This is a genomic window from Flaviaestuariibacter amylovorans (assembly GCF_039541815.1).
In the GTDB taxonomy this organism is placed as follows: Bacteria; Bacteroidota; Bacteroidia; order Chitinophagales; family Chitinophagaceae; genus Flavisolibacter; species Flavisolibacter amylovorans.
The window spans coordinates 350,074-372,968 of sequence record NZ_BAABGY010000002.1 but is presented as its reverse complement, the minus strand read 5'-3'; the positions used below and the strand labels follow the sequence as shown (position 1 = coordinate 372,968).

The following is a 22,895-nucleotide window of genomic DNA, read 5'->3' as shown; positions in this document are numbered from 1 at the left end:
GGCGTTTTCGCCCTATTTCAACGGGCATGGCCGGGCGTTCGGCGGACAGAAGACACAGTGGGGCGAAAAGCCCACACGCCCCCGGGGTCCTGCCTGCGATTGACAGTACCTTTACAGGGTAAACTCTTATTCCGCAACCGTCCATCCTATGAAAAAGCTGCTCTTTGCATTCTTCGCCGTCATCGCCGTATTCGTTGCTGGCGCCCAGACCAGCTGGAAAGGTACTGTCAGCGTAAGCTGGTCGAATTCCGCCAACTGGACCAACGGGATACCCTCTTCCACAAAGGCCGCCGTTATCGGAGATGACAACTATACGGGCCCTTATGCGCCCACCGTCACCGGCAAATCGAGCTGCGCAGGCCTGACGCTGGGCGGCAACCTGGCGGCTACCCTCACATTGAACCGCAGCCTGAACATTTCCGGGCCCGTGCTGATCAACGGCAACGGACACCTGAAGCAGGGCAAGGCCACCCTCACGGTGTCCGGCAACTGGACCAACAACGGCACCTATTCCTACACGGCCCCACAGGCAGCCACCATCCTTTCCGGTACGGCCCAGGTGTTCTCCGGCACCGGCACCAACACCTTCCGCAAGGTCACCATCAACGCCTCGGCCGTGATCACCGCCAATGCCCCCTTCTCGGGAGTCAACAGCTTCAACCTCAACGGTACGCTGGTGCCGGCAGCGGGCGTCACCATCCCCGGCGCCATTACGGTAGGCAGCACCGGTGTGCTCAAGGTCACTGCGGCCACCTTAGCCGCCAACTACTCCGGCACCGTGTCGCTCAGCGGCGGCTCCACCGTCGAATACAACTCCACCTCGGCCCAGACGATCTCTTCCTCCCTCACTTATTCTACCCTCCGCCTCACCGGCAGCGGCACCCGCTCGCTGGCGGCCAACCTGCCCGGCCTCAACTCGGGCACCGGCTATGGCAACATCTACGTAGACGGCGGCACGCTCGACCTCAAGACCTTCACCGCGAACCGCTCCGCCACCGGTGGCGGCACCTTTTCGCTCGCCAACGGCACTACCCTGCTGGTTACCGGCGCGTCGAACTTCCCGGCCAACTTCACCACGTATGCGCTCGGCTACACGAGCACGGTGAACTACAACGGTACCGCCCAGACCGTATCGACCAGGACCTACGGCAACCTCACGCTTTCGGGCAGCGGTACCAAGACCCTCCCGTCGACCGCCTTCACCGTCGCCAACGCCTTCACCACCACGGGTACCGTCACGGCCAACGCCGCGGCCGACATGACGGTCAGCAACGGGAGCACCATCGGTGCGGGCACCATCGTCAACGGCAGCACCTTCAACCTGACCCTCGGCGGCGGCCTCATCAACAACGGCACCATCAACGGAAACACGGGCACCCTCACGCTCAGCGGCGCCGGCTCCACCGTGAGCAGCAGCACCGGCACCGGTATTTTCAACCTCAACAACCTGACCGTCGTTGCCTCGGGCATCAGCATCAACAACACCGTAAGCACCGTGACCGTGGCGGGGAACCTGGCCACCACCGGTTCGGGCGTGTTCTCCTACCCTGCCGGCACCATCAACATGACCGGCAATGCCAAGACCATCACCGGTACCGGCATCACGCTCCATAACCTCACGATCGCCGGCACCGGCAACGTGATCACCTCCTCGGCGCTGGCGCTGACCGGCAACCTCGCGGTCAGCGGTGCCTTCTCGGCCGGCAGCATCCTCACGATGAGCGGCAGCGGCAAGACCCTCAGCGGCTCCGGCACCATCACGTTCACCGGCCTTTCCATCACGGGCTCCGTGGCCACGGCCGCTTCGTTTACGGTGACCAATTCGCTGGACGTAACCGGCTCGCTGACGGCTTCCGCGGGCACGGTCACGTTCAACGGCACCTGCCTGTACAACGGCACCGCCAACCTCTTCAACGTATCGGTGGGCGGCACCTCGCTGCAGCTGGCGGCGAACTCCACCCTCGGCATCGCCGGCACGCTCGGCATCAGCAGCACCTTCAACGCCAGCACCACCACGCCCAACACCGTGGTGTACAACGGCAGCGGCGCACAGAACATTACCGGCACCACCTACGACAACCTCACGATCAGCAACGGCGGCACCAAGACGGCAGCCAGCGGGGTGACGGTGCTGACGGACCTCAGCATCGTGGCGAGCACCACCTTCGCGGCGAGCTCGTTCACGCACAGCGTGCGCGGCAACTGGATCAACAACGGAGCGTTCACGGCGGGCAGCAGCACGGTGCAGCTTACCGGCGTCAACGACGCGACGCTGACGGGCGCCACCACGTTCAACATCCTGACCGTAAACAAGACGGCCGCCACCAACTCGGTGTTCCTGGCCAACAACATGACCGCCTCGGTGCTCAACATGACCAACGGGGTGCTGCGCACGGCCGCCAACAAGATCACGGTGCCGGTCAGCAACAGCGACCTGGTCAATACCGGCAAGATCAACTTCTCCGCTACGGCCACCATACTGGGTACTATCGAGCGCACCCACCCCACGGGCTTCGCGGCCCTGACGGACTATGCGTTCGAAAGCGCCAACAACCTCCTCACCTTCACCACCGCCATGGGGGTCACCAACGTCACCATGACCGTGACCACGGGCAGCGTGGCCTCTTTCCCCTTCGGCGCGGCCATCAACCGTAATTATACGATCGCGATCCCTTCGGGCAGCTACACGATGGCCCGCCTCCGCCTGCACTACGAAGACGTGGAGCTGAACGGCAACAGCGAGGCAAGCCTGCAGCTCTATCGCCTCAACGGCACCTGGATCAGCGCCGGCGCATCGGGCACGAGCAGCACGGCCAACTGGGCCGAGCAGACGGGTCTTTCCACCATTACCGGCAGCTGGACCCTCTCGGCAGCAGCCAACGTGGTGAACTGGAACGGCTCGCAGAGCCAGGACTGGCACAACCCCGCCAACTGGACGCTGGGCCTGGGCACGCCCTCCTTCCCGCCGTCGGCCAACGACATCGTGCAGATCGGCGCCATCCCGTTCACCCACCAGCCGCACATCAGCACGGCCGCGAACGCAAAGAGCATCCTCTTCACCGGCACCCAGGCAGCGACCCTTTACCTCGATGCCGGGTCGCTCACCACGCAAGGCAATATCAGCGGCTCCTGGACGAGCAACGTGACCCACAGCATCGAGGTGGGCGCGCAAACCCTCGACGTGAAAGGCAATATCCTGCTTAGCGACGGCACGAGCGGACGCGCCATCAACCTGAATATCGGCAGCGGCCTCGTGTCGCTCACCGGCTCCCTCACCCAGAGCGGCGGCGCCAGCATCGTGTTCAGCGGGGCGGGCAACCTCCGGATCGGCGGCGACTTCACCTACAGCAGCGGCACCTTCACCGCGGGCAGCGGCACCGTGACGTACAACGGCGGCAACTTCCAGAGCGTAGGCGGCGTAACGTACAACCAGCTCGTGATCGACAAGACGGCCGGCACCGCCACCACCAACCCGCTTGCCACCACCACCGTGAACGGCAACCTCCTGGTGACCGCCGGCACCTTCGACTTCTCCGGCCCGACCACGATCGTTGGCGACGTGACGGTAGCCTCCGGCGCCTCCGCCACCAACCGCACCTCGATCCAGGTAGGCGGCAACTGGAACAACAACGGCACCTATTTTCCCAATGGCGGCGTCGCTACCTTCAACGGCACGGGCAACCAGAGCATCTCTCCCACCTCGTTCAATAAGATCATCATCAACAAGGTTTCCGGCACCGCTCAGCTCACCGGCAACCTCACGCTCAACAGCGACCTGCTGGTAACGGCCGGCACGCTCGACCTCAAGACGTTCAACGCCAACCGCAACACCAACGGCGGCACCCTGGAAGTGGCCAACGGCGCCACGCTCATCGTGGGCGGCACTTCGAACTTCCCGGCCAACTACACCTACTACACCTTTGGCGCGGCGAGCAACACCCGCTACAACGGCACGGGCGTGCAGAGCGTGGCCGGCGTGTCGTACGGCAACCTGGTGATCGAGAACGGCGGCGCCAACGCCAAGACCCTCGCCGCCCCCGCCACCGTGCAGGGCAACCTCACGATCGCCAGCGGCGCCACGCTGAACGGCTCGGCCCATAACCTGTCGCTCTACGGCAACTGGACCAACAACGGCACCTTCACGCCCGCCACCGGGGCCGTACTGGCCATGGGCAGCGGAAAAACGATCACCGGCAACAGCACCTTCAACAAGCTCACCGTATACGGATCGTACACGGTTGGCGGCAGCGACCTCACCTTCAACGACCAGCTCACCATCGTCAGCGGCGGCTCCTTCGACGCGGGCGCGGGAACGGCGATCCTGTACGGCAACCTGGTGAACAGCGGCTCGCTCACGAGCTCGGGCTCCACCACCTTTGCCGGCACCCAGGCACAGACCGTCCAGCTGATCAACGCCATCAACTCAACGTCTACCGGCATCATTAACTTCAACGGCACGGTGGCCCCGGTGCTCAACTCCACGAGTACGCCCACCTTCGCCACGCTCAACATCAACAACAGCAGCGGCGTAACGCCCAGCGTGAACTGGACGGTGCTCGTAGCCTTCAACGTGGCCGCCAATGCCACGTTCAATTCGGGCACTTCCACGCACAGCATCGCCGGCAACTTCACCAACAACGGCATCGTTACCGGTGCGGGCACGATGCTGTTCACCCCCCAGGCGGCCCGCACCGCCTACCTGGGCGCCAATACGGCCACCAACTACTTCAACAGCACCGGCACCGTGAACTTCAGCGGCAGCGGCGCGCTCTCCGTCACCGGCACACCGGGCGCCCTCACCCACGTCGTGATCGGCAACCGCACCGGCGTATCGCCCGCCGCCAACTGGAGCAGCATCAGCGGCGTGTTCACCATCGCCGACACCGCCGTCTTCAACGCAGGCAGCCATACCTATACGCTCAACGGCGACATGGAATCGAACGGAACGCTCAACGGCGGCACGTCCACCTTTATCTTCCGCTCGGCCACCGCGCAGCTCTCCGGCTCGTCGAACACTACGTTCTACGATCTCCTGGTGAACACGGGCGCTGCGCTCACCGTCAACTCCGAATTCAACGTCAGCCACGACCTGACGATGAACGGCACCGTGGACGCCACCCTTGCCGGCCCCACCTTCACCGGCTCCGTCAACGGCAACCTCACGGGCAGCGCCACCACCCTTACCCTCGCCACCTTCGGCGTGGAGAAGGGATCGGGCAACACGCATACCCTGCAGAAGAACGTGGCCGGCGTGACCGACCTCAACATTACCTCGGGCACGCTCGACATCGGCACGCTTGCGCTCAGCCAGGATGCCACAGCGGGTGCGTCCAACACGCTCACCATCGATAACTACGCCCGCCTGCGCATCGGCGGCACGAGCGCGCTGCCCTCCTTTACCCAGCATGTGCTCGACTCGTTCAGCATCGTGGAATACAACGGCGCGGCACAAGCGCTGACACCCGCGATCACCTACGGGTCCATCGAGGTCACGGCCGGCACCAAGACCACGAGTGCCGCGCTCACCGTGCTGAAGCACTTCACGATCACCGGGGGTACGTTCACCGGCGGCAACTTCACGCACAGCATCGGCGGCAACTTCACGCAGACGAGCCCGGGCGTGTTCACAGCCAGCGGCACTACCCTGCACTTCAACGGCGTGCAGGCACAGGTCCTGTCTGCAGCCAGCACACTCCACCATGTAACGCTCAACAACGCCCTCGGCCTGTCGCTCGGCAGCGCGGTGAACGTAGGCGGCAACCTCCTACTCACGAATGGCAAGGTGACCCTGGGTAACCACAACCTCACCGTGTCGAGCGGTAATTATACGGTCAGCAACACCCACTACGTGGTAGCCACCGGCAGCGGTGCACTGGTGCTTCCGATCGCAACCGGGGCTGGCAGGACCTTCCCGGTAGGTACCGCTACCAGCTACCTCCCGGCCACCGTATCGCTCGATGCGGGCTCCGCTCCCGACAACATCAGTGTGCGCCTGCTGCAGAACGCGCAGCTCAACGGCAGCACCGGCGGCGCGCTTTCCAACTACGCCGTGAACGCCACGTGGATGATCGAGGAAGCCACTGCCGGCAACCTCAACGCCAGTGTAACCGTGCAGTGGCCCGGAAGCCGCGAGCTGCCCCTGTTTGCCCGCAACAACTGCCGCCTCGCCCACTACACCGGCGGCGCCTGGGATTATGGCACCACCGCCCTGCAGGCCGCCGGCAGCGATCCCTACACGGTAACGCGCAGCGGCTTCACGAGCTTCTCGCCCTTCTCGGTGCGGATGTTCAATGCTGTTCTTCCTGTAACCTGGCTCTCCTTCACCGGCAAGCGTACCGCGGGCACCGACCGCCTCGAATGGCGCACCGCCACCGAGGCAAACAGCAGCCACTTCGAGATCGAGGAAAGCAGCGACGGCAATTCCTTCCGATCCATCGGGCGGGTGGCGGCAGCCGGCTTCAGCAGCAGCGTGCAATCGTATTTCTACGAGCGCAGCAGCGCCACGGGCACCCGCTATTACCGCCTCCGCCAGGTCGACGGCGACGGACGCTTTATGTACTCCTCTGTTGTACGCCTCGGCGATGCCGGTATGGCACTCCAGTTCAGCCTGTCGGCCAACCCGGTACGCAGCGGCGCCACGCTCCGCATCAGCACGGGCAGCGCCCGGAAGCTGCAGCTGTTGCTGCACGACGCGGGTGGCCGCCTGCAGTGGCGCACCGACATCGCGGCCGCCTCCGGCAGCCAGACGATCGCCCTGCCCTTCGAAGGGAAAGCGGCCGGCGTGTACTTCCTGACGCTGATCAGTGCCGATGGAACGCGGGAGACACTGCGGGTAGTAAAAGAATAATGAACCTGTTATGCATACAAAGCCCCGGCGCCACGGCCGGGGCATTTTCGTGCCTGCGCAGTCCGGTACTGCGGACAGCCGGCAACGGCCGGTCCGTACCTTAGGGCCGCTCATGACCGACCTGAAGCTCCTGTACGATTCGATGTACGCTGATGCGGCCCCGCTCATCCGCGCCGGCGCCTGCTCGGCCGACCCGCACCTGGATGCGCCCGACGACAACCGCTGCGGGCTCACGCTCCTGCTCCGTCCACCCGTAAAAATACAGGAGGCGTTCCGCCGCTTCCAGGAGGCCGCCCTCGACGCCTCTCCAGGTCTTTACCTGCACCCGGCCTCCGACCTGCACGTGACGGTACTGGCGATCGTGTCGTGCCGCGAAGGATTCCGGCTCGACGGCATCGACGTGGCAGCCTATGAACGGCTCGTCCGCGCATGCCTGGAAGGCATCGCCCCGTTCGTACTCCGCTTCCGGGGGATCACCGCCTCGGCCGCAGCGGTGATGGCCTGCGGTTACCCGGAAGGCGATGCACTGGAGCAAGTACGCGGGCGGCTGCGGAAAGCATTCCGTGCTACATCGCTCGACCAGAGTATTGATACGCGTTACGTGCTGCAAAGCGCTCATGCTACGCTGCTGCGGTTCCCGGAACAACCGCGCAATGCCCCGGCCCTTGCCCGCGTGCTGGAGCAGCACCGGAATACCGACTTCGGCTGTTGGCGCTGCGGGGAAATGGAGCTCGTGTTCAACGACTGGTACCAGCGGGCCAACCGCGTGCAGCGCCTGGCTTCGTTCCGGCTTGAGCGCACACGCGGAGGTCCCGGTTAGCGCCGCTTATCTCTAATCACCTGCTGTTTTGACCACCTTTGCTACTAACTGATGTTTACCCACAGCCAACTTTCCGCTTCATGAGCCAATTCGTTCAAGACCTCCGGGAATGCGTCGATACGCTCCGCGCCGGCGATGCTGGCGCTACCCGCGCTGCATTGCTGCAGCAGTACCGGCTGGTGCTGCCGTACGAGTACCAGTATGAAGGCCTGGCCCTTTCCGATGCTGATGCGGCCTTCCTGCAGCTCTATTCCAGAAAAGCCGATGCCCTGCGCACTTCATTCTGGCCGGCGCTTCTGAACGTCGCGGGTGCTGCCTACCCGCATACCGAAAAGGAGCATGGTGCGCCCCTGGCGGCCCTGTTGGAGCTGCAGTGCATCCTGCTGCCGCACGACGACGGCACGATATGGGAACTCGATTATGCCGTACCCTTCGACGAAGCCATCTTCCATGTCCGATTCGACGGCTGGGATTTCCGCGACATCGGGCAAAGCCACTGAGGCGCCGCCGCGCCCCTCGAAAAAGCGCCGCTCCTACCACACCGATTTCCCTACATTTGCGCCGCGATCGGTTCCCCCGCGCCTGCCGGCAACGGGGATTAAAAGGGAATCCTGTGAAAGTCAGGAGCTATCCCCGTAGCTGTAACGTTCATAGGTGAATGGTCAATGGTCAATGGTGAATGCCAGTGCCGCTGCCAGGAGCTTATTATAGGGCAACTTGCCACTGTGGCGCCTCGGGCGCCATGGGAAGGCGCCCGGAGAGCGAAGCCAGAAGACCTGCCGCCCGCAGCTATTAATTTTTTGCTTTCGGGTGAAAAGCAGGAATGGACCGTATCGCGATCGCTCCTTTCCAACTTTTTTTTCGGAAGCAGTCACCAAACCCTTTTTTCTGCAATGAAAAAGTTTCTTTCGGTGGCTGCGCTCGTATCCAGCAGCCCCCTCGTGGCCCAGCAAGTGGCCGACTCGTCCAAGGTATTGAATGAAGTGGTGGTGTCCGCCACCAAATCGGAAGTGAAGGCCTCCGCCACCGGCAAGGTAGTGGTGACCATCTCGCGCGCCGACATCGAGCGCGCCGGCGCCCGCGACCTCACGCAGGTGCTCGCCGAGCAGGGCGGACTCTTCATCAACGGGGCCTGGAGCAATCCCGGCAAAGACAAAAGCGTGTATATCCGCGGCGCCCGCGTGGACCACTCCCTCATCACCATCGACGGCGTGCCCGTATACGACGCCACCGGCATCGGCTCCAACTTCGACCTGCGCCTCATCCCCATCGAGCGCGTGGAGCGCATCGAGATCTTGAAGGGCAGCCAGGGTACGCTCTACGGCTCCGACGCGATCGCCGGCGTCATCAACATCATCACCCGCAAGGCAGGCCCCGGAACGGTGCAGGGCAGCGCGCTCCTCTCCTATGGCTCCTTCAACACGCTGCGCACCGCGGCTTCCGTCAATGGCCGCAACGGGATCATCGACTATAACGTAGGCTACAACTACTTCAACACGAAGGGCATCTCGGAAGCGGCCACCCCGGAAGGCAGCAAGGAGTTTGCACCCAATGGCTACACCCAGCACGGCGCCGACGCGAGCATCGGCTTCCAGCTCACGCCCAAAGTGCACCTGCAACCCTACGTGCGCTACACCACCAACTCCGGTAACCTCGACGCCGGCTACCATGCCGACGCGCTCGATTTCACCTACGAGCAGAAGAACCTGCAGCCCGGCCTGCGCGGGACCTTCACCCTCGGCAAAGGCACCCTGCGCGCCCTGTATAACTACAACCGCATCGAGCGTTCCTACGAAGACGACTCCACGCAGACGCCCAACCTGTTCAATACCTACAGCAGCTCCTCGTTCACGGCACTGGAGCATTTCGGCGAGCTGTTCTACACGCTGCCGCTACGGAACGTGAAGCTCACCTTCGGCTCCGACTACCGCGCCTCCTCGATGAAGCAGGAGAATATAAGCATCTCGCAGTGGGGCAACTCCAAGACGGAGCTCGGCACCGACAGCCTGCAGCAGCGCCAGATCAGCGCCTATGCCAATGCGCTCTGGACGCCCTTCCAAGGCTTCAGCCTCGAAGCCGGCGCCCGCTACAACAACCACTCGCGCTACGGCTCCAATGGCGCCTGGAACCTCAACCCTTCGTACCTCTGGAACAACAGCGTGAAGCTGTTCGCCAACATCTCGAGCGGTTACCGTACGCCGAGCCTCTACCAGCTTTTCTCCGAGTATGGCAACAAGGACCTGAAGGCGGAGCAGTCGATGAACTACGAGGGGGGCATCCAGGTGCTCTCGGGTGATGGCGCCGCGAGCCTGCGCGTGACCTACTTCAACCGCGACGTGAAAGACCTGATCGTCTTCTTCACCGACCCCACTACGTTTCAATCGAACTACATCAACCGCGACCGCCAGAAGGACCACGGCATCGAGATCGACGGTAAGGTGCAGTTCAGCAAGCATGTGTTCGGCAAGCTCTTTTACGGCTATGCCGACGGTGAGGTGACCACGAAATTTGGCAGCCGCGACACGACGGTGTTCAACCTGTATCGCCGCCCGAAGCAGAATGTGGCCCTCTCGCTCGGCGTCACCTTCGGCGGCTTCACGGCCAGCGCGCAGCTCAACGCCGTGGGCAATGTGCAGGACCAGTACTTCGACAACTCGAGCTTCACCGTGAAGACCGTGACGCTGAAGAACTACGCCCTGCTGAACCTCTATGCCGAGTATGCGGTGCAGCGAACCGGCCTCCGGATCTTCGTGGATGCACGGAACGTGACCGACGCGAAGTACCAGGAGATCTACGGGTACGGCACGCCTGGCTTCAATGCCTATGGCGGGGTCCGCTACCAATTTTAAATCACCGGAAGGCAGCCCAGCGGCTGCCTTCTTTATTTTACTCCCGATGAAAGCATTTCTCAACTGGAGCGGCGGCAAGGACTCGGCGCTCGCGTTACATGCCGCGCAGAAACAAGGCCTCCCGGTGAGCCGCCTCCTCACCTGCCTGCACAACGACCGGGTGTCGATGCACGGCGTGCCGCGCGCCCTGCTGGAGCGCCAGGCCGATGCGCTGGGCCTGCCGGTGACGGTGTGCACGCTGCCCGACAACCCGTCGATGGTTGCTTACGAGACAGCGCTGCGGGCCACCCATGCCGAGCTGAAAGCGGGCGGCTACACACACGCATTGTACGGAGACCTCTTCCTGGAAGACCTGCGCCGCTACCGCAGCGGGCTGCTGGAAAACGACGGCCTGGAGGGGGTCTACCCGCTGTGGGGCACCGATACCCAGGCGCTTGCCAAACAATTTATCAGCGCCGGCTTCCAGGCCGTGATCGTGAGCGTGAACGAAAGCCTGCTGCCGCGCTCCTTCTGCGGCCGTGCGCTTGACGCCGCCTTTCTGCGCGACCTGCCCGAAGGCGTGGATCCCTGCGGCGAAAACGGCGAGTACCATTCCTTTGTATGGGACGGCCCGGTGTTCCATGCGCCGGTGGCCTTCCGCAAGGGTGCCCTCGTGCAGAAAAGCTATCCCGCGCCGCGCGGCAGCAACGATTGCTATACGGAGCCGCGCCCGGAGACCGTCTTCTCTTTTTGCGAACTGCTGCCCTGATGTGTTGGCGCGCATAGGACCGAAGGCGTTCCGCTTGGGTATCCCGATTGGTGGGATGGCCGGCACAACCAGCACGAGGCTGGTTTGTTATTTGCCTCAACTACCGACTATGGAGTTTTACCTCATCCGCCATACCACCCCCGACGTACCTGTAGGCACCTGCTACGGGCAAACCGACCTCGGGCTCACCGCCACTTTTGACGCCGAAGCTGCGGCCATCCTGCCCCACCTGCCGGCCGGCATCCGCACGGTGTACAGCTCACCGCTCCAGCGTTGCCGGAAGCTCGCCGAGCGCCTCTTTCCCGGGCAACTGCTCTGCTTCGACGACCGCCTCAAAGAGATCCATTGCGGCGACTGGGAAGGTCGCCCCTGGGACAGCATCGAACCCGGTCCGCTCCAGGCCTGGATGGCAAACCGCCTGCATGCCTGCATTCCCGGTGGCGAGAGCTATACCCAGCTTTACGAGCGGGTGACGGATTTTCTGCAGGACCTGCCGCCGGCAGAGGGCCCGTTCGCCATCGTGACGCACGGCGGCGTCATCCGCAGCCTGCTGGCCCACATCAATGAAGTATCGCTGGGCGACTCCTTCGACGCCTTTCCCATTCATTATGGTTGCCTGGTGCACGTGCAACGCCAGGAGGAGCGCCTGGCACACCGCTTCCTGCACAATGTGAAGCGGGGCGAGGAGCGGCACCGGCCGTCCCTCGGCAAGCTCAGGATGACCAGCGGTAACACATGAATGATGAGGACATAGGCGCGGGAGGAAGAGGGCACCCTACCAAGCTTCAAACTCCAGCACCCGGGAACCATAGCACCTTGAAACCCTGGTTTCCCCTATCTTTGCCGCCCACGCTTCCCGTAATAACAGCGGTAACGCGATCCGGCCTCGTAGTACAATGGATAGTATAAGAGTTTCCGAAGCTCCAGATCCAAGTTCGATTCTTGGCGAGGCCACCAAATAAGTTTCACTTTAGCTATTAGCCCTCAGATCATTGACTCTGGGGGCTTTTTAGTTCGTATCGCCTTTCGCTTTGGGTTTTGAGCGGTTTTGCGTTCCACAACCCTTCACCAAAATCAGAAAGTTCACCAAAATAGAAGCAACCCTGAAATTCCTTCTCGTTGAATCAATGAAAAGCCCCAAGAACGGTTGCTTCCCGCTCCTGCCCGCAAAAGGGAGCCGGTTCGAACAAGCTTAACCGATTTTCGGATTCCCCAAAGCCAGCTCATGAGAGAAGTTTTTGCTCTGTCGGTATTCAACCGACCGGTAGCGAGCACAATTTTAAAAGGAGTACCATTATACCAATGGAAAGCGTAGCTTATTCGTCCTCTTTTGAAAATTGGTCTTATATAGCAATTTTACGACCATGAAGACCAAACGAACAGATGCAAATTTTAGTTTACTAACCGGTCTCTAAGTACTTAACTGCCTAAAACTAAAATAGTAGTTTCGGTAGTCACCGGGCATGTCAATTACTAATGGCTTGCGCAATTTGAAATATCAGAGCGTAAAACCGCGGTGGATTCATATGCTCCCAGTTATATAACTTCTGACCCAAAGTACTTTTTAATATGTACGGGTGCAGTCACTCGCCTCGCCGTATCATAACAGAAAAACAACGCCAGTAGAGTAAAAGAGAGTGAGGAATGTGAACCGTCGATGTCAAACTGAAGTTGCCCTGGAAAGCATGAGAATTGTTGAAAACCTCCTGGGCTATACCCATTTAGATAGTCAAAGCAGATTCGTGAAGTCACGTGAAATCCCGCTACGATCGAAGGCGATTCCCCACGTTTTGTGCTTACTAACTCCTTCCGCTTTATTCCGGCAGCGTATAGCTTATAAGCACATGCCCGGGAAAATGATCCGCATTAACGATACCGGTGAACACAGCCTCGGGATGTACAAACTTCGACAACGCCTGCTGGTAATAAAACAGGTATCCATCCTCCGGACCCGCCTGTGCAACGAGGTTCTTTTCCATGGCACTTTCCGGGACCAGCTTCACGGAACACATACTGCTGCTTAACTTCTCTACCCTGTATTTCATGGCTCTTGTTTAACGGTTATTGAATCCCCCGGACAGTAGGCCAGGTACCGAATAGGCTAAAGGTAAAGCCCGTACTGCCGTCGCCATCTGACTTTCTGCATGGGGCCACCAAGAACCCTTTACACCTGCCTTCGTCGGCCTGAAGATGGTCAAGGCACCCGGCAATCAATGATCGCCGCTGTGCCCGTTCGCCGGAACCTATAAAATGCAAGAACCGCGACGTCCCTGGACACATGAGGCGCAGGCAACCGGAACCAGTGACGGAAGCAGCCCGATATCCTCCGGTTTCGGGGTACACTATAAGACCGCTTTTCAGAGTGTGGAAGTCAGCCCTTCCCTACCTTCATCCGGCGCGGCTATCAGCTGCCAACTCCAGCCATGAAAAAAGCAACCCTCTTCCTGCTCCTGCTGACGACGATCACTTGCAGCCTGTCGTGTGTGCAGCGCAGCACCAACGACTCCCCGGGAGCACGATCCGCCCACCGGCCCAAAGAATACGTGCAACTCGCCCACCCCGACTGGAGCAAGAACGCTACGATCTATGAAGTCAACATCCGCCAATACACGCCCGAAGGCACCTTCGCGGCCTTTCGCAAGCACCTTCCGCGCCTTAAGGAGCTGGGGGTCGACATCCTCTGGCTGATGCCGATCCACCCGATCGGGGAAAAGAACCGCAAAGGCACCCTCGGGAGCTACTATTCCGTGAAAGACTACTACGGCGTCAACCCGGAGTTCGGCACGCTGCAGGACCTCAAAGACCTCGTAGCCGAAGCACACCGGCTCGGGATGCATGTGCTGCTCGACTGGGTGGCCAACCACTCGGCCTGGGACAACCCGGTAGCCACCCAGCATCCCGACTGGTACATCAAGACCCGCGAAGGAGCCTTCCAGTCGACGCCCTGGCGCGACTACGACGACATCATCGACTTCGACTACAGCCAGCCGGCGCTCCGGGAATACATGACCAAAGCCATGACCTACTGGGTGCGGGAGGTGGGCATCGACGGCTATCGCTGCGATGTGGCGAGCTTCGTACCGATCGAATTCTGGGAAAACCTGCGGCGCGAGCTCGACGCGATCCGCCCCGTATTCCTACTGGCAGAAGCCGCCGACCGCGACCTCCACCAGCACGCGTTCGACATGACCTATGCCTGGAGCCTCTGGGACCACCTGCATGCCATCGCTACGAAAGGCGCCGGCATCGGCGGACTCACCGAAGGGTATATCGCCGAGCACGTCAGCATCTGGCCGCGCAACGCGTACCGGATGAACTTCGTCGACAACCACGACAAGAACTCCTGGGAGGGCAACCAGGTCGCGAACTTCGGCGCGGCGCTGCCGGCCGCCATCGTCCTTACTGCCACGATGGAAGGCATGCCCTTGCTGTATAGCGGGCAGGAAGCCGGACTCGACCGCTCGCTGCGCTTCTTCGACAAAGACACGATCCAATGGAAGGAACACCCCGTAGGCGACCTGTACCGAACACTGTTTCAACTCAAACACGCCCACCCGTCGTTGTGGAACGGGCAGTGGGGCGGCCCGATGGAGCGGATCAGGCACGACCGGATGCAGCAGGTGATCGCGTTCTCGCGCGATAAGGACGGAGACCGGGTCATCACGGTGGTGAACCTGAGTAAAGACGCGGCGCCGGTACAACTCGAAAGCAACTACCTGCAGGGAACCTACCGCGATGCATTCACCGGAAAAACCTACTCGCTAACGGCGCGCACCCGCCTCGACCTGCAGCCCTGGGGCTACCTGGTGCTGACGCGGCAGCCGAAGCAGTAATCAGCGGCCGACCTGTGCGACCTGCATTCGCCGCCCCGGTCACGCATGCAGGGAGATCAGCGGAACATGGGTGTGGTACGCCATCTTCCGGGTGAGGCTGCTTTGGAAGAGGCCCTGCAGTCCGCCCCTCCTGTGGGTGACCATGGCCAGCAGGTTGATGCGCTCCAGGTCGACGTACTCATCGATGGCCGCGAAAAAATCCTCACCTACGATATGATCGCCGGGAAGCTCCGGGAGCGAAAAGGCCTCTTTCCACTTCCGGGTTGCTGTTCGCACCGTGCGCGTGTGCTCCAGCAACTCCTCCGCCGACTCGTCGTTCTCTGAGAAGGTGATAGTCCGGATACCGGCCCCGAAGAGCGCGCGCAGGCGAAAGAGCGGTGCAAGTACCGACTCACGCTCCTCCTGCGCAATCGCCAGCAGGATGTGATCAGGCAGGCCGCCGGTATACTGATCCGGAACGGCAATCACAGGAATATCGGTGGCCGCCATCACGGCAGCCGTATGGGAGCCGACCAGCAAGGCCTTGATGATCCCGGCGCCGCGGGTTCCCATCACGATCAGGTCTGCACTGTATTGACCAGCCTTTTTTACTATGGCGTCGACCGTATCTCCGTCCACTAGCAGGGTCCGCACACGCACCCATTCGTCGGGAGCAACCCGTTGGCGGTATTGATCGAGCCGCAGCTGCAACTCCACGGCCCTGAGCCGGTTGTATTCCCGCATGCCCTCGGGCTCGGTCGCATATTCCGGCAGCGGCAGCGCGCATACGTGCAGTACGATTACCTCGCCGGCTACCCTACGGGCAATCTGCAAGGCGTAATCGAATGCCTTGTCGGCATTCAGAGAAAAGTCGGTCGGAACGAGTATCGTGTTCATGGCTGTCGGATTGTTTCACAATGGTAGAACACCCCGTCCGCTACCGCCATGACCTTGCCCGCACAACCGGGCGACCTTGGTCAGGTACAGAACGACAGGAATCCAACCCGACATCCAACGCAGCACAGCATCTGGCGAATCGTCATCCGCGCCAGGCCTTTAAAGAAAAAGCCTCCCCGCGGCGCGGGAAGGCCTTGTAAAAATACGGAGCAGGCTCAGTTCGCTTCCACGATCGAGATCGCAAAGCCGCCGCCGGGGGCACTGAGTTGCTTCAGCTTGGACTTGCTCGTCACCTTCACGGTGCGGATGGTATACGACTGCGGGTTGTTCTTATAATGCGCATCCTTTCCGTCGGCATAAATGGTCGCAGTATACTTCTTTCCGGGCTCCAGAAAGTCGAGCGCGACCGTAGATGTACGGGGCGTCTCGCCGTTCACGTTACCCACGAACCAGCGGCCCGTACCCTTCGCCTTACGCGCCACGGTGATGTACTGACCCGGCTCGGCCTCGAGGTAGCGGCTATCGTCCCAGTCCACGGCCACGTCCTTGATGAACTGGAACGCATCCATAAAGCGCTCGTAGTTCTCGGGCAGGTCGGCGGCCATCTGCAACGGGCTGTAAAGCGTTACGTACAACGCGAGCTGGTTGGCGATAGTGCTGTTCACCCAGGACTTGTTCTTCGGATTCAGCTTCGAGATATCCATCTCGAAGATGCCCGGTGTATAATCCATCGGCCCGCCCTGCAGGCGCATAAAGGGCAGCAGCGTCACGTGGTTGGGCTTGGAGCCGCCAAAGGCCTGGTACTCCGTGCCGCGGGCCGACTCGTTGCCGATCAGGTTAGGCCAGGTGCGGGCAATGCCCGTGGGGCGCACCGCCTCGTGCGCGTTGACCATGATCCTGTATTTCGCCGCCTGCTCGATGGCGTACTGGTAATGGTTGATCATCCACTGGCTGTAGTGGTTCTCGCCGATGGGCAGGATGGAACCCACATAGCCGCTCTTCACCGCGTCATAGCCATGCTCCTTCATGAACCGGTAAGCCGTATCCATCCAGCGCTCGTAATTACGCACCGACGAAGAAGACTCGTGGTGCATGATCATCTTGACACCCTTGGAGCGCGCATACTCCTGAATGCCCTTTACGTCGAAGTCGGGATAGGGCGTTACGAAATCGAACACATAATCCTTGAAGTGGCCGAACCAGTCTTCCCAGCCTACGTTCCAGCCTTCCACCAGCACCGCGTCGAAGCCGTGCTTCGCGGCGAAGTCGATGTAGCGCTTCACGTTGGCGGTGTTGGCACCATGACGGCCATGCGGCTTTGCAGCGGCGAAATCGGTCTTGCCCAGCTCCACCGCGGGCAGGTTGGTATACGACCACTCGCTCTTGCCGGTGATCATCTCCCACCACACGCCCATATACTTCACGGGCTTGATCCAGGATACGTCCTTGATCTTACTCGGCTCGTTGAGGTTGTAGATCATTTTCGAAGCCAGGATCCGGCGCGCGTCGTCCGAGGCCATGATGGTGCGCCAGGGCGTCACGGAAGGCGCCTGCAGCATGCCCTTGTTTCCCTTTGCGTCGGGTGTGAGCCAGCTCTCGAACACCATCGTGCTGTCGTTGAGGTTGAGGTGCATGCAGGAGTAGTTGATGAGCGCCGCCTCGTGCAGGTTGATGAAGAGGCCATCGGCGGTCTTGAGCAGCAGCGAGGTCTGGACCCCTGTCGGGGAGAACGGCGTCTGCGACAGGTTGGCGGTGATCGACTTCGCAATGAGGCCGCGGATCTCGGAGAGCTTCGAGATCGTGTAGTCGTATTCCTGCGTATCGTAATCACCGGGGATCCAGTAGGCCGTGTGGTCGCCGGTCATGGCGAACTCGGTGCGCTCCTCTTTGAGGATGAAATGCCCGAGGTTCGGCTGCTGCGGGAACTCGTAGCGAAAGCCGAGGCCATCGTCGAAGAGGCGGAAGCGTACGGTCAGGAGCCGGCCCGAGCTCGTCTGCTCGAGGTGCACGGCCATCTCGTTGTAGTGGTTGCGCACGGTACGCGTCTCGCCCCACACGGGCGTCCAGGTTTCGTCGAAGGTGGCGGTGGTAACGTTCCTGACCACGAAGGAGTCGCGCAGGGAGCGGCGCTCACCCTGAAGGTCGAAGCCGAGCTTCGAAAGGTTGATCACGGGGCGGTTCTTGTGCAGCAGCGTGTAGCCCGGGATGCCGCCGGGCTGCAGCACAAAGCGCGCGAGGAAGTTGCCATCGGGAGAACGCAGCTCCTGGGCATCGGCGGCAGTGGCAGCCAGCAAGAAGCTAAGGCAGAAAAAGAGCCGGCGCAGCAGGTGGCTGCGGCCGGACGGCAGGAGGTGAAATCGCATAGTCGTTCGTTATAAGCGGCCATAGCGGCCGTGCGCAAATTAACGCTTAAACGGTCGCCTGCTGCACCGGTGCCCGTGCCATCGCTGCCGGTCTTCTTTTGCCCCGGCGCAGCAGCCCAACAGGTCCGGCACGACCTTGGTGCTGCATTCCCGATATCAAAAACCACGTTATGGCGACACAGCAGCTCTCGACACAGGACTTCAAGGACAAGATCTTCAACTACGAAACGGAGAAGGAATGGAGCTATACCGGCACCGTTCCCGTCATCATCGACTTCTATGCCGACTGGTGCGGCCCCTGCAAGATGGTAGCGCCGGTACTCGAGGAGCTCTCGGAGCAGTACGGAGAGCGGCTCGTCATTTACAAGGTCGATACGGAAAAGGAAGAGGAGCTCGCGGCCGTGTTCGGTATCCAGAGCATCCCCACGTTTCTCTTCATCCCCGTGGACGGCACGCCCATGATGCAGCCGGGCGCCCTGCCGAAGAACGCCTTCCAGCAGGTGATCGAAGAGCGGCTCCTGCAGCCTTCTTCCGGATCCTGATTACGAGAAAGAACACGGATGGTACCGATGCTACGGATCTGAACGGATCTGCCGCATCCGTAGCACCCGTGTTCTTTACCTTCTGCCCGGGCATCCTGTATTTCCACGGGATCCGCGCGGCTTTTCCCCAACCCCGAACGAGCCGCCGGTTTAACGTTTTGTTTGTCGGGCCCTTTCCGTAGATTTGTAGAGATGACCCGGGAAGCCCGACATATCCAGCCCTGCGCGCACGTTACAACGGTCGTACTCGACCTCAGCGACTGCTTCACCTGGTCGTTCCCGGAATTCCTCCCCTTCTGCTCCCAGCTGTATTATTTTTCCTCGCTCAAGAACTTCGACGGCAGCAACTACGATCGCCCGATCGCCTAGTCTTTTCTCCCCTTTGCTCACGTCTAAATGCTTCGCCATGTCCAGGCAACCCAAGCCGGTTCCTGCAGGCGGTGCCCTGTCGCTGCTGCTCTGCCTGCTGAGCGCCTCCATCCTCGAGGCCGGCTACGTATACCACCCCCGGTGGTACCAGCTGCTGTACATCACGGTGCCGCTACAGGTACTTGCCCTCCTCGGGGAACGCCGCCGCTCGTAGGAGCCTGTGTTCCCGTACCCATCATCAAAGCACCTCCGCGCAAACAGGCGGAGGTGCTTTACCGACCTACCCACGCCATGAAAAAAATGCTCCGCCGGTTCAGCGAACTGGCCGCCCGATACGGGCTGTTCCTCTCCGGACAGCAAGTGCTCCGCAACATCGTCTTCGGCATCGATCCCCGCAGCTGCCGCCTCCTCGTGCTCGCCGACCGGGGCGATCGTTACGAAGAGCAGCTCATCCCGCTCCGCTCCGTGCAGGCCTGCACCGTACGCACCCGGTACCACGGCATTCCGCCCGGCGCCCTGCAGCACGAGGAGCTCCCCGACTTCCTCCGGTCCGTAGAACTACGGCTCGACCTGCCGGGCGCGCCCCCGCTGGTGCTGCCCTTCTACGAGCACGGCCCCGACCACAAGGAGCGGGCACAGCCGGCGGTCCGCAAGGCCCGGCTGTGGGCGGCCGCGATCGGGCAACTGTTAAAAGGAGGTGAAGGCCGGCCGGCAACACCCGGTGCCGGGGCCGGCGCGGGTGGGCATTGACCTATCTTCGCGCCGATGCGAAAGGCCCACGTATTCTTCTCCCTGCTCCTGTGCGCGCTGCTGGCGGCGCGGGTGGGCCTGCACGTGGCCGGCGCAGACCCGGAGGGAGTACGGTTCGCCACCGGCACCGAGCTGAAAAGCGACCGCATCCAGCTTCCCCACCAGGAAGGCGAGCTCAGCGCTGCTCATTTCTTCGGGCACGACGGCCAATGGAGCCAGCGCCTGCCCCTGCATCCCGACCTGCTTCTTTACGCACAGGTGCCCGCGCGCACCCAATGCGCCGCACTGCCGCCCGCCGCACAGAACGACGCCGCGGCGCGTGCCTATCTCCGGCACCTGCATCCCACGCACGCCTTTACGTAAGCATCCGTCGTTTTTCTACCGACGCGAAACTCCTATTGCTTACTTCAAACCTCTAACCCATGGCCGTAGCACTCACTGCCGGGGTCCTGCTGGGCGTAATTGCGCTCATCATCGGCCTCCTTATGTTCGTCAACGCCCGCGACCGGAAGCGGGATGCCAACCAATAAACGGCGAACACATTCTTTACTTTACATTCAGTGTAGGCAAACCCACCGCTTATGTTTCTCAAACCCGATAATATCCTCCTGATCGGCTCCATGCTCCTGCTCATCAGTGTGATCGCCGGCAAGACGCTGCGGCGGCTGGGCGTGCCTACACTGATCTTTTTCCTGCTCATCGGCATCGCCGCCGGCTCCGAAGGCATCGGCGGCATTCATTTCGACAACCCGGCGCTCGCCCAGCTCATCGGCATCGTGGCCCTCAACTTCATCCTTTTCTCCGGCGGGCTCGACACCCACTGGGAAAGCATCCGCCCGGTGCTCGGGCGCGGCATCTCGCTCTCCACGGTCGGCGTGCTCTTTACCGCCGGTTCCGTCGGCGCCTTCCTCCACTATGGGTTCGATTTTACCTGGGCCGAAGGCCTGCTGCTCGGCTCCGTGGTCTCCGCCACCGACGCCGCCGCGGTGTTCTCCATCCTCCGCGGCAGGGGCATCGGCCTCAAGGGCTCGCTCCGGCCCGTGCTGGAGCTCGAGAGCGGCTCCAACGACCCGATGGTCTACTTCCTCACCATCACCCTCACGGCCATCGTGGCCGGTAACGACAGCTCGTTCGGGCAGCTGCTGCTTTCGTTCGCGCGCGAGTTCGTCCTGGGCGGCCTGCTGGGCTGGATGATGGGACGCATCTCGGTCTGGCTCATCAATAACATCGGGCTTGAGACGAACGGACTCTACCCCGTGCTCACCCTCGCGCTCGCGCTCTTCACCTACTCGTTCACGCACCTCCTGGGTGGCAACGGCTTCCTAGCCATCTACCTCTGCGCCGTCATCATGGGCAACAGCCCGATGGTGCGCCGGCGGAGCGTGTCGCGGTTTTACGACGGGCAGGCCTGGCTCATGCAGATCATCCTCTTCCTAACCCTGGGGCTGCAGGTATTTCCGTCGCGCATCCTGCCGCTCGTAGGCACCGGGCTCATCATCTCGGCCTTCCTGATCTTTGTAGCGCGCCCGCTCGGTGTATTCGCGGCCCTTTCGTTCTCGAAGACCAACACACGAAGCAAGCTCTTCCTCTCCTGGGTGGGCCTGCGCGGGAGCGTGCCGATCGTGTTCGCGACCTATCCCCTTTTGGCAGGCATCCAGAAAGCGGAGCTGATCTTCAACCTCGTTTTCTTTATCTCCGTCACCTCCGTGCTGCTGCAGGGCACCACGTTGCCCTTCGTGGCGCGGCTCCTGCGCGTGGCGGTGCGCAAGCCCACCGATCCTACGCGGGTACAGGATTTCGAGCACCACGACAATATCAAAACGGAAATGCGGGAACTGTTGCTCCCGGAAGGCGCCCCCGCGGCCGGCAAGCGCATCGTAGAGCTCAATGTACCCGCGGCGCTCAACATCCTCACGGTAAAGCGGAACGGCCTCTACATCGCCCCGAACGGCTCTACGCGGCTGCTGGCCAACGATGTGCTGCACCTACTGGCGGAAGACGACCGCGCCATCGCCCGGTTCGCCGAAACCCTGACCGGTGCGGCCCCCAAGGCTTAAAGGGAGCCGTCGGATCCGACGAAAAAGGGAGCAGCTACCGCTCTCCCTCAACTACAAATGTCAACCTGAAAACCACAAACGCTTATTTCATCACTTTGTGCGCCTCGGCCTCGTCCTCGGGGCGATAGTGCTCGCGCAGGTCCACCGGCGGGGTCTTCGGCTTGTTCATGCGGATCTGCAGCAGGTCCACCCCGAGCGCAAAGGCCATCGAGAAATAGATATAGCCCTTCGGGATATGGAAGTCGAGCCCCTCGCCCATTAGCGAAACGCCGATGAGCACGAGGAAGGAAAGCGCCAGCATCTTGAAGGCCGGGTGCTTGTGGATGAAGCGCGCAATGGGTTCCGAGGCGAACAGCATGATGCCTACGGTAACGACCACGGCCACGTACATGATCCACAGCTCCTGCACCATGCCGATGGCGGTGATGATGGAATCCACGGAGAACACAAGGTCGAGGATCAGGATCTGGATGATGACGCTCTTGAACGAGTTGCCCTTCACGTTGACCTGCGTATCACCGTCCTCGCCCTCCATCTTGTGGTAGATCTCGGTAGAGGCCTTGTAGATGAGGAACAGTCCGCCTGCGATCAGGATGAGGTCCTTACCGGAAATGTCGCGGTCGGCCAGCGTAAAGAGGGTGCCTTGCAGCTTCAGGATGATCGAGATGATGCCCAGCAGCGCGAGGCGGAGGAACATGGCCAGGATCAGGCCGAGCCGGCGGGCCTTCTGCTGCTGCTCCTTCGGGAGCCGGGCCGCCACGATCGAGATAAAGATGACGTTGTCGAGCCCCAGAACGACTTCCAGTAAGATCAGGGTGAGAAGGGCGATCACTTGTTCCAT

General features: G+C 61.5%; 17 protein-coding genes, 1 tRNA gene and 1 riboswitch. Of the genes, 14 read left to right on the top strand and 4 right to left on the bottom strand.

All coding sequences use genetic code 11. The features are described 5' to 3' along the window. The first annotated feature begins 148 nt into the window (after positions 1-148). From ABD937_RS03975 to ABD937_RS03945, 7 genes are all read left to right on the top strand, one after another. The gene (locus ABD937_RS03975) at positions 149-6,847 is read left to right on the top strand and encodes a beta strand repeat-containing protein (RefSeq protein ID WP_345253591.1); all 6,699 of its coding nucleotides are present in this window, start codon (positions 149-151) and stop codon (positions 6,845-6,847) included. Between the two features lie 112 nt (positions 6,848-6,959). Continuing rightward, positions 6,960-7,667 carry a 2'-5' RNA ligase family protein gene (locus ABD937_RS03970; RefSeq protein ID WP_345253589.1) on the top strand — a complete coding sequence of 236 codons (708 nt, stop codon included), beginning with the start codon at positions 6,960-6,962 and terminating at the stop codon, positions 7,665-7,667. An 80-nt stretch (positions 7,668-7,747) separates the two neighbouring features. Further along, a complete protein-coding gene (locus tag ABD937_RS03965) occupies positions 7,748-8,167 on the top strand; it encodes a hypothetical protein (RefSeq protein ID WP_345253588.1) in 420 nt (139 codons plus the stop codon). Positions 8,168-8,218: 51 nt separating this feature from the next. After that, positions 8,219-8,465, top strand: a riboswitch (cobalamin riboswitch). 95 nt (positions 8,466-8,560) lie between these two features. Then, on the top strand, positions 8,561-10,516 hold the full coding sequence (locus tag ABD937_RS03960; RefSeq protein ID WP_345253586.1) for a TonB-dependent receptor plug domain-containing protein: 1,956 nt from the start codon (positions 8,561-8,563) through the stop codon (positions 10,514-10,516). Between the two features lie 46 nt (positions 10,517-10,562). Beyond that, entirely contained in the window at positions 10,563-11,264 is a 702-nt protein-coding gene (locus ABD937_RS03955) for a Dph6-related ATP pyrophosphatase (protein WP_345253584.1), read from the top strand. A 109-nt stretch (positions 11,265-11,373) separates the two neighbouring features. After that, a complete protein-coding gene (gene cobC, locus ABD937_RS03950; protein WP_345253583.1) occupies positions 11,374-12,003 on the top strand; it encodes an alpha-ribazole phosphatase in 630 nt (209 codons plus the stop codon). Between the two features lie 143 nt (positions 12,004-12,146). Beyond that, positions 12,147-12,221: transfer RNA gene (locus tag ABD937_RS03945), tRNA-Arg, on the top strand. An 857-nt stretch (positions 12,222-13,078) separates the two neighbouring features. On the opposite strand, the gene ABD937_RS03940 is transcribed toward ABD937_RS03945, so the two are convergent. Further along, entirely contained in the window at positions 13,079-13,309 is a 231-nt protein-coding gene (locus tag ABD937_RS03940; RefSeq protein WP_345253581.1) for a hypothetical protein, read from the bottom strand. A gap of 378 nt (positions 13,310-13,687) precedes the next feature. On the opposite strand from ABD937_RS03940, the gene ABD937_RS03935 reads away from it, so the two are divergent. Then, on the top strand, positions 13,688-15,097 hold the full coding sequence (locus ABD937_RS03935; protein WP_345253578.1) for an alpha-amylase family glycosyl hydrolase: 1,410 nt from the start codon (positions 13,688-13,690) through the stop codon (positions 15,095-15,097). Positions 15,098-15,136: 39 nt separating this feature from the next. Here ABD937_RS03935 and ABD937_RS03930 read toward each other — a convergent pair whose 3' ends face one another. After that, positions 15,137-15,973: a universal stress protein gene (locus tag ABD937_RS03930; protein ID WP_345253577.1), complete on the bottom strand. Its 837-nt coding sequence runs from the start codon at positions 15,971-15,973 to the stop codon at positions 15,137-15,139. 215 nt (positions 15,974-16,188) lie between these two features. Beyond that, positions 16,189-18,336 carry a glycoside hydrolase family 97 protein gene (locus ABD937_RS03925; RefSeq protein ID WP_345253575.1) on the bottom strand — a complete coding sequence of 716 codons (2,148 nt, stop codon included), beginning with the start codon at positions 18,334-18,336 and terminating at the stop codon, positions 16,189-16,191. Positions 18,337-18,506: 170 nt separating this feature from the next. On the opposite strand from ABD937_RS03925, the gene trxA reads away from it, so the two are divergent. The 6 genes from trxA (at position 18,507) to ABD937_RS03895 (ending at position 22,054) form a co-directional block, all read left to right on the top strand. Beyond that, complete coding sequence (gene trxA, locus ABD937_RS03920; protein ID WP_345253573.1) at positions 18,507-18,878, top strand: thioredoxin; 372 nt, start codon at positions 18,507-18,509, stop codon at positions 18,876-18,878. A gap of 192 nt (positions 18,879-19,070) precedes the next feature. Next, positions 19,071-19,247, top strand: coding sequence for a hypothetical protein (locus tag ABD937_RS03915; protein WP_345253572.1), 177 nt, complete (start codon positions 19,071-19,073; stop codon positions 19,245-19,247). 37 nt (positions 19,248-19,284) lie between these two features. After that, positions 19,285-19,461: a hypothetical protein gene (locus ABD937_RS03910; RefSeq protein WP_345253570.1), complete on the top strand. Its 177-nt coding sequence runs from the start codon at positions 19,285-19,287 to the stop codon at positions 19,459-19,461. 77 nt (positions 19,462-19,538) lie between these two features. Continuing rightward, positions 19,539-19,997 carry a hypothetical protein gene (locus ABD937_RS03905; RefSeq protein WP_345253568.1) on the top strand — a complete coding sequence of 153 codons (459 nt, stop codon included), beginning with the start codon at positions 19,539-19,541 and terminating at the stop codon, positions 19,995-19,997. A 15-nt stretch (positions 19,998-20,012) separates the two neighbouring features. Then, positions 20,013-20,360 (top strand): hypothetical protein, encoded by a 348-nt coding sequence (locus ABD937_RS03900; RefSeq protein WP_345253567.1) that lies wholly within the window; start codon positions 20,013-20,015, stop codon positions 20,358-20,360. 218 nt (positions 20,361-20,578) lie between these two features. After that, a complete protein-coding gene (locus tag ABD937_RS03895; RefSeq protein ID WP_345253566.1) occupies positions 20,579-22,054 on the top strand; it encodes a potassium/proton antiporter in 1,476 nt (491 codons plus the stop codon). 82 nt (positions 22,055-22,136) lie between these two features. Here ABD937_RS03895 and ABD937_RS03890 read toward each other — a convergent pair whose 3' ends face one another. Further along, positions 22,137-22,895 (bottom strand): TerC family protein, encoded by a 759-nt coding sequence (locus ABD937_RS03890; protein WP_345253565.1) that lies wholly within the window; start codon positions 22,893-22,895, stop codon positions 22,137-22,139.

Coding starts and splice junctions, on each gene's coding strand:
- ABD937_RS03890 (WP_345253565.1), bottom strand. CDS start 22,895: ATGGAACAAGTGATCGCCCTTCTCACCCTGATCTTACTGGAAGTCGTT.
- ABD937_RS03895 (WP_345253566.1), top strand. CDS start 20,579: ATGTTTCTCAAACCCGATAATATCCTCCTGATCGGCTCCATGCTCCTG.
- ABD937_RS03970 (WP_345253589.1), top strand. CDS start 6,960: ATGACCGACCTGAAGCTCCTGTACGATTCGATGTACGCTGATGCGGCC.
- ABD937_RS03930 (WP_345253577.1), bottom strand. CDS start 15,973: ATGAACACGATACTCGTTCCGACCGACTTTTCTCTGAATGCCGACAAG.
- ABD937_RS03935 (WP_345253578.1), top strand. CDS start 13,688: ATGAAAAAAGCAACCCTCTTCCTGCTCCTGCTGACGACGATCACTTGC.
- cobC (WP_345253583.1), top strand. CDS start 11,374: ATGGAGTTTTACCTCATCCGCCATACCACCCCCGACGTACCTGTAGGC.
- ABD937_RS03975 (WP_345253591.1), top strand. CDS start 149: ATGAAAAAGCTGCTCTTTGCATTCTTCGCCGTCATCGCCGTATTCGTT.
- trxA (WP_345253573.1), top strand. CDS start 18,507: ATGGCGACACAGCAGCTCTCGACACAGGACTTCAAGGACAAGATCTTC.
- ABD937_RS03900 (WP_345253567.1), top strand. CDS start 20,013: ATGCGAAAGGCCCACGTATTCTTCTCCCTGCTCCTGTGCGCGCTGCTG.
- ABD937_RS03905 (WP_345253568.1), top strand. CDS start 19,539: ATGAAAAAAATGCTCCGCCGGTTCAGCGAACTGGCCGCCCGATACGGG.
- ABD937_RS03925 (WP_345253575.1), bottom strand. CDS start 18,336: ATGCGATTTCACCTCCTGCCGTCCGGCCGCAGCCACCTGCTGCGCCGG.
- ABD937_RS03940 (WP_345253581.1), bottom strand. CDS start 13,309: ATGAAATACAGGGTAGAGAAGTTAAGCAGCAGTATGTGTTCCGTGAAG.
- ABD937_RS03965 (WP_345253588.1), top strand. CDS start 7,748: ATGAGCCAATTCGTTCAAGACCTCCGGGAATGCGTCGATACGCTCCGC.
- ABD937_RS03910 (WP_345253570.1), top strand. CDS start 19,285: ATGTCCAGGCAACCCAAGCCGGTTCCTGCAGGCGGTGCCCTGTCGCTG.
- ABD937_RS03955 (WP_345253584.1), top strand. CDS start 10,563: ATGAAAGCATTTCTCAACTGGAGCGGCGGCAAGGACTCGGCGCTCGCG.
- ABD937_RS03960 (WP_345253586.1), top strand. CDS start 8,561: ATGAAAAAGTTTCTTTCGGTGGCTGCGCTCGTATCCAGCAGCCCCCTC.
- ABD937_RS03915 (WP_345253572.1), top strand. CDS start 19,071: ATGACCCGGGAAGCCCGACATATCCAGCCCTGCGCGCACGTTACAACG.